Annotated in this window: 11 protein-coding genes; 5 read left to right on the top strand and 6 right to left on the bottom strand. The window is 71.4% G+C overall.

What is annotated here, in order from left to right; translation table 11 throughout:
- Positions 1-75 precede the first annotated feature (75 nt).
- From AB0F40_RS12745 to AB0F40_RS12730, 4 genes are all read right to left on the bottom strand, one after another.
- Positions 76-1,353: an aminotransferase class I/II-fold pyridoxal phosphate-dependent enzyme gene (locus tag AB0F40_RS12745; RefSeq protein ID WP_357467489.1), complete on the bottom strand. Its 1,278-nt coding sequence runs from the start codon at positions 1,351-1,353 to the stop codon at positions 76-78.
- Positions 1,354-1,369: 16 nt separating this feature from the next.
- On the bottom strand, positions 1,370-2,746 hold the full coding sequence (gene rocD, locus AB0F40_RS12740; RefSeq protein ID WP_357467486.1) for an ornithine--oxo-acid transaminase: 1,377 nt from the start codon (positions 2,744-2,746) through the stop codon (positions 1,370-1,372).
- Between the two features lie 75 nt (positions 2,747-2,821).
- Positions 2,822-3,667, bottom strand: coding sequence for a hypothetical protein (locus AB0F40_RS12735; protein WP_357467483.1), 846 nt, complete (start codon positions 3,665-3,667; stop codon positions 2,822-2,824).
- Between the two features lies 1 nt (position 3,668).
- On the bottom strand, positions 3,669-4,151 hold the full coding sequence (locus tag AB0F40_RS12730; protein WP_357467481.1) for an OsmC family protein: 483 nt from the start codon (positions 4,149-4,151) through the stop codon (positions 3,669-3,671).
- 159 nt (positions 4,152-4,310) lie between these two features.
- On the opposite strand from AB0F40_RS12730, the gene AB0F40_RS12725 reads away from it, so the two are divergent.
- Genes AB0F40_RS12725 through AB0F40_RS12715 form a run of 3 tightly spaced genes read left to right on the top strand, consistent with a single transcriptional unit; the run spans position 4,311 to position 6,282 of the window.
- A complete protein-coding gene (locus AB0F40_RS12725; protein WP_357467479.1) occupies positions 4,311-4,913 on the top strand; it encodes a hypothetical protein in 603 nt (200 codons plus the stop codon).
- A gap of 50 nt (positions 4,914-4,963) precedes the next feature.
- Entirely contained in the window at positions 4,964-5,767 is an 804-nt protein-coding gene (locus AB0F40_RS12720) for a thymidylate synthase (RefSeq protein ID WP_357467476.1), read from the top strand.
- On the top strand, positions 5,767-6,282 hold the full coding sequence (locus tag AB0F40_RS12715; RefSeq protein ID WP_357467473.1) for a dihydrofolate reductase: 516 nt from the start codon (positions 5,767-5,769) through the stop codon (positions 6,280-6,282). The genes AB0F40_RS12720 and AB0F40_RS12715 overlap by 1 nt, the downstream gene beginning before the upstream one ends.
- Here the strand turns inward: AB0F40_RS12715 and AB0F40_RS12710 are convergent.
- Both AB0F40_RS12710 and AB0F40_RS12705 read right to left on the bottom strand, forming a co-directional pair.
- Positions 6,206-8,254: a DUF6807 family protein gene (locus tag AB0F40_RS12710; protein ID WP_357467470.1), complete on the bottom strand. Its 2,049-nt coding sequence runs from the start codon at positions 8,252-8,254 to the stop codon at positions 6,206-6,208. The genes AB0F40_RS12715 and AB0F40_RS12710 overlap by 77 nt on opposite strands.
- Positions 8,254-9,798 carry a family 43 glycosylhydrolase gene (locus AB0F40_RS12705; RefSeq protein ID WP_357467467.1) on the bottom strand — a complete coding sequence of 515 codons (1,545 nt, stop codon included), beginning with the start codon at positions 9,796-9,798 and terminating at the stop codon, positions 8,254-8,256. The genes AB0F40_RS12710 and AB0F40_RS12705 overlap by 1 nt, the downstream gene beginning before the upstream one ends.
- Positions 9,799-10,058: 260 nt before the next feature.
- Here AB0F40_RS12705 and AB0F40_RS12700 point away from each other — a divergent pair, with 260 nt between their 5' ends.
- Both AB0F40_RS12700 and AB0F40_RS12695 read left to right on the top strand, forming a co-directional pair.
- Entirely contained in the window at positions 10,059-11,036 is a 978-nt protein-coding gene (locus AB0F40_RS12700) for a sugar ABC transporter permease (RefSeq protein ID WP_357467464.1), read from the top strand.
- A gap of 33 nt (positions 11,037-11,069) precedes the next feature.
- Positions 11,070-11,714 carry a DUF624 domain-containing protein gene (locus AB0F40_RS12695; protein WP_357467461.1) on the top strand — a complete coding sequence of 215 codons (645 nt, stop codon included), beginning with the start codon at positions 11,070-11,072 and terminating at the stop codon, positions 11,712-11,714.
- Positions 11,715-11,764: the final 50 nt, after the last annotated feature.

Here is an 11,764-nt window from a genome sequence, read left to right as displayed (position 1 = left end):
CTTGTCGAAACCGGGTCTCGACAAGCTCGACCAGCGGACGACCGACCAGTGGAGGCTCGACCAACGGGAGCGGGTCTACTTTGCGGCGGCCTCGGCGGCCGCGAGCAGCACGCAGGTCGCCACGCCGTCCATCGCCGTGCGGACCTCGTCCAGCGGGGGCATCGACGGTGCGAGGCGGACGTTCTTGTTCTCCGGGTCCTTGCCGTACGGGTACGTGGCACCCGCCGGCGTGAGGGCGATCCCCGCCTCCTTGGCGAGCTGCACCACACGCGATGCCGTACCCGGTGCCACGTCGAGCGACACGAAGTAGCCGCCCTTGGGGTCGGTCCACGACGCGACGCCGTACCCGCCGAGGCGTTCGGTCAGGATCTCCACCACGGCCTCGAACTTCGGCGCCAGGATCGAGCGGTGCTTGCGCATGTGCTCGCGCACGCCGTCGGCCGAGCCGAAGAACATCGCGTGGCGCAGGTGGTTGAGCTTGTCCGGGCCGATGGAGGCCGCCGACAGGTGCTTCTTGTACCAGGCGATGTTGGCGGGTGAGCTGCCGAGGAACGCGACGCCGGAGCCCGCGAACGTGATCTTGGACGTGGAGGCGAACAGGACCACGCGGTCCGGGTGGCCGGCCTCCGCAGCCAGCGCGATGGCGTTCGGGCTGGTCACCTCGTCGCCGGTCAGGTGGTGCACGGCGTACGCGTTGTCCCACAGGATGCGGAAGTCCGGCGCCGCGGTCGGCATCGAGACCAGCGCCCGGGCGACGTCGTCGGCGATGACCGCGCCGTCCGGGTTGGAGTAGGTGGGGACCACCCACATGCCCTTGATCGTGGGGTCCGTCGCGACGAGCGCTGCCACGGCCTCGGCGTCCGGACCGTCCGGCGTCATCGGGACCGGGACCATCTCGATGCCGAAGGCCTCGCAGACCGTGAAGTGGCGGTCGTAGCCGGGCACGGGGCAGATCCAGCGGACCTTCTCCTCGCGCGCCCACGGCCTGGGGGACTGGGGGAAGCCGAACAGCTCCGCGTACGCGACGACGTCGTGCATGAGGGTGAGCGAGGCGTTGCCGCCCGCGAGGAGCTGCTCCACCGGCACGTCGAGCAGCTCGGCGAAGATGCGTCGGACCGCGAGGCCTCCGTCGAGCCCGCCGTAGTTGCGTGCGTCCGTACCCGTGTCATCGGCGTGCACGCCGATCCCGGGCAGGGCGAGCATGGGCTCGGCGAGGTCGAGCTGCTCGGCCGACGGCTTGCCGCGCGTGAGGTCCAGCTTCAGGCCCTTGGCCTGAAGCTCGGCATAGGCCTGCTGCAGCTCGTGGAGGGCCGGGAGCGTTGCGGTGGTGTGGGACGACGTCGTAGTGGTCACCCCTGGGAGCCTACGCTCAGCCGGCGGTCGGTGACAGTTCGGAGCGTTCGTCCTTGCCGTCGGCGGCGGCACCGGGCGCATCCGCGGTGTCGGTGTCGTGGTCCGCATCGGCCTCCGCGTCGTCCGCGTGGTCGTCGGAGGCGTCGCTGACCTCTGCGGGGGCGGTCCCCGGATCGTTGTCCCGCAGCGCAACCAGGGACTCCTCCAGGATGTCCAGCGCCATCTCCAGCTCGGGCTGGACGATCGACAGGGGCGGCGACAGGTGGATCGTCTCGTCACGCGTGTCCTTGGCGAGCACGCCGCGCTCCAGCAGCGCCTCGCACAGCTCGCGTCCGGTGCCGAGCTCAGGGTCCAGGTCGATGCCCGCCCACAGCCCAACGGTGCGGGCCTCGGCCAGCAGGCCCGCAGCCACGAGCGCGTCGAGCCGCTCCTTGAGCACCTTGCCCGACTCCGCCGCCCGCGCCTGGTACTGCCCCGTGGAGAGCAGGTCGAGCGCCGCGACGGCGACCGCGCACGCCAGCGGGTTGCCGCCGAACGTCGAGCCGTGCGTGCCTGGCGTCAGGACACCGAGGATCTCCGGCCTGCCGACCACAGCCGACACCGGGACGATCCCGCCGCCCAGCGCTTTGCCCAGGCAGGCCAGGTCCGGCCGGACGTCCCACAGCTCGCACGCGAGCGTGGTGCCGGTGCGACCCAGCCCGGACTGGACCTCGTCGGCGACCAGGGCGATGTCCTGCGTGGTGGTGAGCTCACGCAGGCCGGGCCAGAACTCGTCCGGCGGCACCAGGACCCCGGCCTCGCCCTGCACCGGTTCCATGAGGACCGCCACGGTGGTGTCGTCCACGGCGTCGGCGACCGCGTCCAGGTCGCCGAAGGGCACCTGCCGGAAACCCGGTGCGAAGGGACCGAACCCGTCCCGAGCGGCCGGCCTGTCCGAGAGCCCGACGAGCGTGGTGGTGCGGCCGTGGAAGTTGCCGCCCGCGACGATCACCGTCGCCTGGTCCTCGGGAACCCCCCGCACGTCGTAACCCCACTTACGGACTGCCTTGATCGCGGTCTCGACGGCTTCCGCGCCGGTGCTCATCGGCACCACGAGGCTGTCCTCGCCGCCGGTGGTCAGCGGTCCGACCACCTCGACGAGTCGCTGCGCGAACTCCTCCAGCCGGTCATGGTCGAACGCGCGGGACGTGAGCGTCACCTGACGCAGCTGCGTCATCGCCGCAGCCACCAGGCCTTGGTGCAGGTGCCCGAAGTTCAGGGCCGAGTACCCCGACAGCATGTCGAGGAACTCGTTGCCGTCCGTGTCCCACACATGCGTACCGTGCGCCCGTGCGATCGTGAGCGGCAGTGGGTGGTACGTCGGGGCGAGTGCGCCGTGCGTCGTGTCCGCCATGACGTGCAGCCTAGGACGGGTCCCGTGATCCCGCCGAGCAGATGTGCGATATCGGCTGCTCGGCCTCCGACGGGCTCAGGTCGGGGTGCGGGACCCGAGCCACTTCCGCTTCTGCTTCGGCTGCTTCGGCTGCTTCGGCTGCCGCTGCTCGATGACGCGCGGGAACCGCTCGGGCGGGGTGCCGAACGCGACGCGGGACTGGGCGATCACCGTGTGGCCGAGCGCACGCGCGCCGACCCAGCCCACCACGGCGCCCACGCCGAACGGCAGGATGCGGCCCAGCATCAGGCTGCCCTGCTTGGCGATCTGCTTCTGGATGAACCGGTGCGTGAGGGCCTTGTTCACTCGGTGCAGCGTGGTGCGGGGCATGCTCGTGAGCAGCACCTTGCCCCATGCGACACCCGATCCGCCGATGGCGTTCTCGACGTCCTGTGCGCCCTGGTCGCCGAGCACGGTGGCCAGGAGCAGCGCCCGACGGCGCGGGACGTCCTGGACGTCGATTCCGTGCACGTCCGCCACCGCGAGGGAGAACGCGGCCGACGACGCGAAGAACGTCGCGACGTCGCTCGTGGACAGAGCGACGCTCGCCGCGGTGCCGACGGCCGGGATCGCAGCGGCCGCGCCGACGGCGCCGCCCGTGGTCTGGATGACCCGCAGATACTCCTTCTCCAGGAGCTTGATGACCTCGGCGGGGCCGGCGTCAGGGTTGCGCTCGCGCACCTTGTCCACATGCCTGTGGATGGTCGCCGACGGGATGGTCACGGCCCGGCCGACCAGGTGGTCGAGCGGGCTCTGCGGCTTGTAGTCGAGCCAGTCCGCAGGCGTGACCTCGACCGAGTTGTCGGGCCTCAGCACGGCGTCGCCAGGGGACGACCGCCCGTTGGACCCGGGTGCCGTGAGCTTCTGCTTGTCGTCGGCCATGTCAGCCCTCCGTCGGCTGCTGGAACTGCGCGTCGGGAATCTGGGCGCCCGTCTTGAGCGTGCGGCCCACCGTGCATGCCTTGTCGATCGACCGCTGCGCGATCGTGAGGAGCTTCGCCCGGTCCTCGTCGTCGAGGGTGGACAGATCGATCTCGAACTTCTCCGTGAGGACCGGGTACCGGTCCTCGGCGACGTTCTTCGGGTCCTCGACCCGGATGGTCGTCCGGTAGTCGTCGCCCAGCCGGCGCGAGAACGCCTTGTCGCTGCTCATCCCCGCGCACGCGGCGAGAGCGACCTTGAGCAGCTCTCCCGGCGTGAACACGGCACCGGCCTCGACGGGGCCGATCTCGACCCGGGCACCGCGGGCCGAGAAGCCCGTGTAGGTGCGGGTGCCGTTCCGCTCCACCCAGAGCGGGTCCGTCGGCGAGGGTGTCGCGCTGCCTTCGGCGCTCGTGCTGTTCGAGGTGGTGGTCTGCTCCGTCATGAGGATCATCCTTCCACTGGTCACCGACACGGTCACGGAGCGAGGTCCAGCGCGCCCCTGTCGGTCGGAGGTCGGTCGGACCTGTGGTCAACGCGAACGAGGCCCAGGACGTTCCCGTTCGCCGCGCACGGCGGCCCCCACGCTGCGACGATCGTGCTCATGGCGCAGAACCCGAGCGACAAGCCTGAGGAGACCGGCCCGGCGCCGGCCGGCCCGCGCCCGACGCCGACCGGCCCGACGCCGACACCGGCCGGCGCACGGTGGCGGCCGAGCTGGCGTGACGTCGTGCAGCGCCTGATCGGCGTCGCCGTGGTGATCGTGGTCGTCTGGCTGGTCTACCTGTTCCTCGACGCGTTCCTGCCGCGCTGGTGGGCGCAGGTGATCGGCAACGCGGTGGACGGGTCGTTCGCCGCCGGCGCCTGGTGGGGGCTGCTGACCGGCGCGGCGTTCACGCTGGTCCCCGTGCTGCTCCTGGCCCAGGCGGTCCTGACCAGGCGGTCCTGGCAGGTGCGCAGCGGGTTCCTGGCACTGGCCGTCGTGTTCTCCGTGCCGAACCTGCTGACCCTCGGCATCGTGCTGGGCACGTCGGCGGCGGCGCACGCCGGCGAACGGATCCTCGACGTCGACGGGCCGGCGTTCCGCGGCGGGACCGCGTGGGGCGCGGTGATCGGCGGCGTCGTGGCCCTGACGATCGTGACGATGGGCGTGCTGTACCGCCGTCGCGGCGCCCAGCTCAGGGAGCTCCGGTCGAAGCAGCGCTGAGGCGGAGCGTCACCGAGAGGCGACCGAAGCGCTCGACGTAGGCTTGCCGCATGACCGAGATCGACACCCCGTACGAGGACCTGCTGCGCGACGTGCTGGCGAACGGAACCTTCAAGGGCGACCGGACCGGCACGGGGACGCGCAGCGTGTTCGGGCGTCAGATCCGGTACGACCTGGCCAAGGGCTTCCCGCTGGTCACCACCAAGAAGGTGCACCTCAAGTCGGTCGTCTACGAGCTGCTGTGGTTCTTGCGCGGCGACTCCAACGTGCGCTGGCTGCAGGAACGCGGCGTGAAGATCTGGGACGACTGGGCGGACGAGTCCGGTGAGCTGGGCCCGGTGTACGGGGTCCAGTGGCGCTCCTGGCCCACGCCCGACGGCGGCCATGTCGACCAGATCGGATCAGTGATCGAGCAGATCCGTACCAACCCGGACTCGCGGCGGCACATCGTGACGGCGTGGAACCCGGCCGAGGTCGACGACATGGCGCTGCCGCCGTGCCACGCCCTGTTCCAGTTCTACGTCGCGGACGGAAAGCTCAGCTGCCAGCTCTACCAGCGGTCGGCGGACCTGTTCCTCGGTGTCCCGTTCAACATCGCCTCCTACGCGCTGCTCACGCAGATGGTCGCGGCGCAGACCGGGCTCGCCGTCGGCGAGTTCGTGTGGACCGGCGGCGACTGCCACATCTACGACAACCACCTGGAGCAGGTGCGCACGCAGCTCGAGCGCGACCCGTACCCGTACCCGTCGCTGCGCCTCGCCCCGCGGGAGTCGATCTTCGACTACGAGTTCGAGGACATCGAGGTGCTCGGGTACGTCTCGCACCCCGCCATCAAGGCCCCGATCGCCGTCTGATGATCGGACTCATCTGGGGGCAGGCGCGCGACGCCGGCGGCCGGCCCGTGATCGGCGCCGGCGGCGACATCCCGTGGAGCGTGCCGGAGGACCAGGCCCACTTCAAGCGGACCACCGCGGACCACCCTGTGGTGATGGGCCGGCTCACCTGGGAGTCGCTGCCCAGGCGCCCGCTGCCTCGCCGCACCAACATCGTGGTCTCGTCGCAGGACCCGAGGACCGTGCCCGACGCCGACGGCGCCGCCGTGGTCGTCGGCTCGATCGGCGAGGCGCTCGAGACCGCGGCGAGGGCCCCCGGCGGGGACGAGGTCTGGGTGATGGGCGGATCGCAGGTCTACAGCGAGACGCTCCCGATCGCCGACGTCCTCGAGGTCTGCGAGATCAACGCCGAGGTCGAGGGCGACGCGTTCGCCCCCGAGATCGGCCCCGAGTGGACGGTCACGTCGTCGACCGAGTGGACGACGTCGACGTCGGGCCTGCGGTTCCGTCACCTGCGCTATACGCGCTCGGACTAGCCGCCGTCCGCACCCGGGCCACGGCGAAGTCGGTCAGGTCGGCGGCGTCGGCAGCATCGAGCCGCCGGTCGACGACCACGGCGACCAGCTCGACGTCGAGCGACGACCCGGCGGTGATGCGTCGTGTCGCGTCCCAGGCGAGCGCCGGACCGGCCCCGACGTAGTCGGCGACCCGCACGAACCAGGGATCGACCTCGCCGGGCTGGACGAGCAGGAGAGTCGTCCACGCATCACCGTGCCGGCGCACGACCGCGATCCACGGTGAGCGCGATCCGTGCGCCTGCGCCTCGGAGTCGGCGTCCGTGGTGAGCACGGTGGCCTCGTCGGCGAACGGGAGACGCCAGAAGAGCCCGCCGTAGCCGGCCCCGGGCCGGCCGCTCGTCGCCGGGCTGCCGATCACCACGTCCGAGTCGGGCGCGTGCAGGCGGCTCCACCAGCCGAGCGCCCAGGCGTCGACCTCCGGGAGCAGCAGGCCGGTGAGCCGGCGCCGCTCGGCCAGCTGGTCGCGGCCCCGCTCGTCCGTCCAGCGCACCTGGCTCGACAGCGTCGCCCCACCCCCGACGACCTCGGCCGAGCTCGTGTGCTGCCTGCCCTGGTTGGAGAGCAGCGTCGGACCCTGGCCGCGCACGAACGTACGGCCGCCCCAGTAGGTGGTGCTGTTCACGTCGGCCACCGCCATCGAGACCCCGTAGTGGTGCCGGTGGTCGGCCGGCGTGGTCTGCGTCATGGCCACACCGCCGAGCGAGTGGAGAGGGTGCAGGTGGGGCCGCGGGCTGTGCACGGCGGGCATGGCGTCGCCACTCGCGTAGCGGGTCAGCGGTAGCTCGCCCGCGATCAGCTCCCAGCCGTCGCTCGTCGCGGCCCACGTGGCACGCTCGCCCGGTGCGGCGGTCCGCGCCCGGCCGGCGCGATCGGACGACGGGGTCGGAAGGCGCCGTGCCGGCGGGACCGGCCCGGTGCTGGACCGCGCGACGAGACCCGGCATGACGAGCGGGACCGCCGAGGGGACCGACCGGCTGCCCGCCCCGGCGCCCGCGCGGTCGGAGATCAGCTGGTGCAGGAGTCCCCAGGCGCGCCCGCCTAGCTCGGCCTGCGGCACGGCGGCCGTCGTCAGGGAAGGAGTCCCGTAGCGCGCGAGCTCGATGTCGTCGAAGCCCGCGATCGAGATGTCCCCTGGAACGTCGACACCGGTCTCGTTGAGCCGGGCGAGCAGCCCGAACGCGACGAGGTCGTTGAACGCCACCACCCCGGTCGCCTCGCTCGCGAGCACCTCGTCGGCGACGCGGTAGCCGTCGTCGACCGTCGACCCGCAGGCCACGGTGGTGACCCGCAGGCTGCTGTGGCGCTCGCGGGCCTCCTCGAGCGCACGGGCGCGCTGCGCGTGGGAGGCGCTGGCGCGTGGCCCGGCCGCGTAGGCGAGCTCGCGGTGACCCAGCGCGACGAGATGGTCGACGACGCTGTGCACTCCCGCGCCGTAGTCGACGCGGACCGTCGGCACGCCGAGGCCCGGGACGTCGCGGTTGATGAGGACGGCCGGCGCGACCTGGGGCAGCAGCTCCCGCAGGGCGTCCTCGGGGCTGCGCGGCGCGGCGAGGATCAGGGCGTCGCAGCGCAGTCTCGCCTCCAGGGCTATCTCCGCCTCGGCGTCGGCGTGCTCGGCGGTCTCCGCGACGAGGAACCGGAAGCCGAAGGGCTCGGCCGCGGCGACCGCACCGCGCAGGATCTGCTGGAACATCGGGTTGCCGAGGTCCGGGACGACGAGGGCGACCGTGTTCGTGCGCCCGAGGGAGAGGCCGCGCGCCATCGTGCTGGGGTGGTACTGCAGGTCGGCGGCCGCCGCCCGTACCCGCTCGGCCATGTCCGCCGCGACGGTCGACTGGCCGTTCATGACACGTGAGACGGTCGCCCGCGACACTCCTGCGGCAGCTGCCACCTGGGCGATCGTGGTGCCGTTCTTCGCGACCCGCGCCATCATGCTTCCTTTCCGGCGACCGTGACCCGGACCGGGCCGAACACCGCGCCGCCGCGCTCGTCGAGGGGTGTGCCCGGCATGCCGGTGGCGAAGAGCCCTACCTCCGCACCGATCCATCGTCCCTCGACCGCCGCCCACGCGGTCGGAAGGTCGTGCCACGGCCGCGTGTCATCGGTGCGCCAGGCGAAGGTGGCCGAACCTTCGTCGTCGACGGTGAGCCGGAGGTCGAGGGTGTCGGCCGGTGCCGGGAGCTGCGCGAGCGTGTCCTCGGTGCCCCCGCCGCTGCGGCGCAGGGCGACGTCGACACCGGTCGGCGTGCGGACGAGCCCGAGCCAGGCGTACTCGCGCCCGAGCAGCACCATCCCGCACCGTGTCCCCGGCGCGTCGCCCTGGAGGCGCACACGCGTGGCCCACGTGCTCGGCCGACCAGGGAGCTGCTGGCAGAGCACCGCCCCCTGCTCGCGCAGGTCGTCGCGGGTGGCGGCCTGCGCCCGCAGCCGGAGTGTCCCGTCCCCGGTCGCCTCCGACCAGCCGGGGAGGGGGTTGGCCTGCCAGTGCCAGCGGGCGGCCGTCCCCGCAGACGTGAAGTCGTCGCTCCGGACCGGTTCCTGCTGGCCGTCGCCGACCGCCGGGACCGGCCGGGGGTGCTCGAGCACGGGTCTGCCCCGGCCCTGCCCCAATGGCTCACCGATCTGCGGCCACCCGTCCACCCAGCGCATCGGCTGGAGGTGCACGACGCGCCCGAAGACGCCGCGGTCCTGGAAGTGCAGGAACCAGTCCGACCCGTCCGGCGCGTCCACCCAGGCGCCCTGGTGCGGACCGTTGACGGCGGTCGAGTCCTGCTCGAGCACGACGCGGTGGTCGTACGGGCCCCACACGGAGCGGGACCGGAAGGCGGTCTGCCAGCCGGTCGCCACACCGCCGGCCGGCGCGAAGATCCAGTACCAGCCGTCGCGCTTGTACAGCTTCGGGCCTTCGAGGGTCCGGAACCCGGGCAGCTCGTCGCCGTCGACGACGGTGCGCGGGTCGCCGACGACCTGCCGCAGGCCCGGGTCGACCTCGACGACGGTGAGCCGGTTCTTGATACCGGCACGGCTGCCGGCCCAGCCGTGCACGAGGTAGGCCCGGCCGTCGTCGTCCCACAGCGGGCACGGGTCGATCAGGCCACGGCCCGGCAGCAGGCACCAGGGCTCCGACCACGGCCCGCGGGGATCCGGAGCCGTGAGCACGTAGATCCCGTGGTCGGGATCGGGGAACACGATGACGAAGAGCCCGTCGTGGTGGCGCAGGCTGGGCGCCCAGACGCCCGAGCCGTGGCGGGGGAGCGCGTAGTGGGCGACGGGCGGGACCGCCGGCAGCGCGTTGGTGACGTGGGTCCAGCTCACCAGGTCCCGGGAGTGCAGAACCGGGAGCCCGGGCGCCCTGTTGAAGCTGGACGCGATCATCCAGAAGTCGTCACCGACGCGAATCGCGTCCGGGTCCGGCCAGTCGGCGTCGAGGACCGGGTTCGAGTAGAGCACCATCGCCTGCCTTTCGTCCGTCACACCCTTGTGAAACGCGAGAAACCGGTTCGCCAAAAGTTTCTCCTGCTGCGGCCCGCCCACTCTAGCAACCGGTTTCCTGTTGGCGGTAGCCACAGGCGGAACTGACGAAAGGTCACGGAAAATAGGGTCTTGCGGCGTCTGCACTCGTCGGGTACGGTCCCAGAAACCGGTTGCTGACATTGAGGTCTTCACCGGATCCGGCTCGACGGCGAGCAGAAGGGCACACCAATGGTGGTAGTGACGATGACGGGGTCGCGGCGATGAGCGCGCCGACCACGGCGGGGCCACGGCCGCCCGCGACAAGGGTGGGTACGGAGCGTCCGCAGGGCGGTCGCCGGCCGCGGAGCTCCGCGTTCTGGCGGCACCGGACGCTCTACCTCATGGCACTGCCGGGCATCGCGTACTTCCTGCTGTTCAAGTACGCGCCCATGGGCGGGCTCGTCATCGCGTTCCAGGACTACCTGCCGTTCCTCGGCATCGGCGGCAGCCCGTGGGTGGGCCTCGACCACTTCGTGCGGCTCTTCACCGAGGACACCTTCGTGATGTTGCTGCGCAACACGCTCGTGATCTCCCTCATGCTGCTGGTCTTCGCCTTCCCGGTGCCGATCGTCCTGGCACTGCTGCTCAACGAGCTCCGGGGCAAGTACTTCAAGCGGGGCGTGCAGTCGGTGATCTACCTGCCCCACTTCCTGTCCTGGGTCATCGTCGCCTCGATCTTCTACGTGCTGCTCTCCACCGACGGCGGCAGCATCAACAACCTCATCGTGGACGCCGGCGGTGAGCCCGTCCCGTTCCTCACCGACCCCGACTGGTTGCGACCGCTGTACATCGGCCAGGAGATCTGGAAGGGCGCCGGCTGGGGCACCATCGTCTATCTCGCCGCGATGACGGCGGTGGACGTCCAGCTCTACGAGGCCGCGGAGCTCGACGGCGCCGGCCGGCTGCGGCAGTCCTGGCACATCACGCTGCCCGCGATCCGGCCGACGATCATCGTCATGTTCATCCTGGCGATCGGAGACTTCCTGGAGCTGGGCTTCGAGCACATGTTCCTGGTGATGAACTCGCTGAACCGCGAGGTCGGCGAGATCTTCGACACCTACGTCTACACGACGGGAATCCAGAACGGGCAGCTCAGCTATGCGGCCGCCGTCGGGCTCTTCAAGGGTCTGGTCGGCCTCCTGCTCGTGGTCATGGCCAACCGGCTGGCCAAGCGCTTCGGCGAAGAAGGCGTCTACTGATGCGCCCGATCCGGCTGTGAAGGGTGGTGCACGGTGTTCTCGTTCGAAGGCTTCGTACGGATCAACACGTTTCTGACCAGCGTGTACCGCGTCGCGTTCCTCAACCTCCTCTGGTTGGCGACGACGGCGGGCGGCCTGGTCGTTGTCGGTGTCGGACCGGCGTCGTACGCGCTGGCGAAGTACCTCGACCAGTGGCTGCGCGCCGGCGAGACGCCGCCCCCGGCCCGCGTCTTCTGGAAGTACGCGCGGGAGCAGGCGGGGCGATCGATCCTGGTCTCCTGGATCCTGCTGGCGGCTGGCGGCGTGATCGTCACCAACGTCTTTCTCGCATCGAGCTGGTACCTCCAGCTCCTCAACGTCGGAGCGCTCGTCGTGCTCGCGATCGCCGCGGCGTACGTGTACCCGGTCCTCGTGGCGACCGACCTGACCACGATCCCGCGCCAGCTCGGCGGGGCGCTGCTGATCGGCTTCGGGTCGCTCCACTGGACGGTCCTCGGAGCGACGGTCGTCGGAGCGACCTGGTGGGTGCTGTGGCAGTTCGCACTGCCGCTGCTCGTCCTGTTCGGCGTGGGGATCCCGGCGTTCGCCGTCGGCCTCGTCACCCGTGCGGTGTTCCGCGGCCTGGCGACTGACGGGGAGGCGGAACCGGTCGTACCTCGAGCCGTGCCGGCTCGGTAGCTCTACCCGCCGTCCGCAACGTCGCGGACGGCGATGTCCTCACACCACGA

Source organism: Promicromonospora sp. NPDC023987, from assembly GCF_040639055.1.
Taxonomy (GTDB): Bacteria; Actinomycetota; Actinomycetes; order Actinomycetales; family Cellulomonadaceae; genus Promicromonospora.
The sequence above is the reverse complement of the archived record's forward strand: the minus strand, read 5'-3'. Positions and strand labels throughout refer to the sequence as shown.

Coding starts and splice junctions, on each gene's coding strand:
- rocD (WP_357467486.1), bottom strand. CDS start 2,746: ATGGCGGACACGACGCACGGCGCACTCGCCCCGACGTACCACCCACTG.
- AB0F40_RS12735 (WP_357467483.1), bottom strand. CDS start 3,667: ATGGCCGACGACAAGCAGAAGCTCACGGCACCCGGGTCCAACGGGCGG.
- AB0F40_RS12730 (WP_357467481.1), bottom strand. CDS start 4,151: ATGACGGAGCAGACCACCACCTCGAACAGCACGAGCGCCGAAGGCAGC.
- AB0F40_RS12725 (WP_357467479.1), top strand. CDS start 4,311: ATGGCGCAGAACCCGAGCGACAAGCCTGAGGAGACCGGCCCGGCGCCG.
- AB0F40_RS12720 (WP_357467476.1), top strand. CDS start 4,964: ATGACCGAGATCGACACCCCGTACGAGGACCTGCTGCGCGACGTGCTG.
- AB0F40_RS12715 (WP_357467473.1), top strand. CDS start 5,767: ATGATCGGACTCATCTGGGGGCAGGCGCGCGACGCCGGCGGCCGGCCC.
- AB0F40_RS12710 (WP_357467470.1), bottom strand. CDS start 8,254: ATGGCGCGGGTCGCGAAGAACGGCACCACGATCGCCCAGGTGGCAGCT.
- AB0F40_RS12700 (WP_357467464.1), top strand. CDS start 10,059: ATGAGCGCGCCGACCACGGCGGGGCCACGGCCGCCCGCGACAAGGGTG.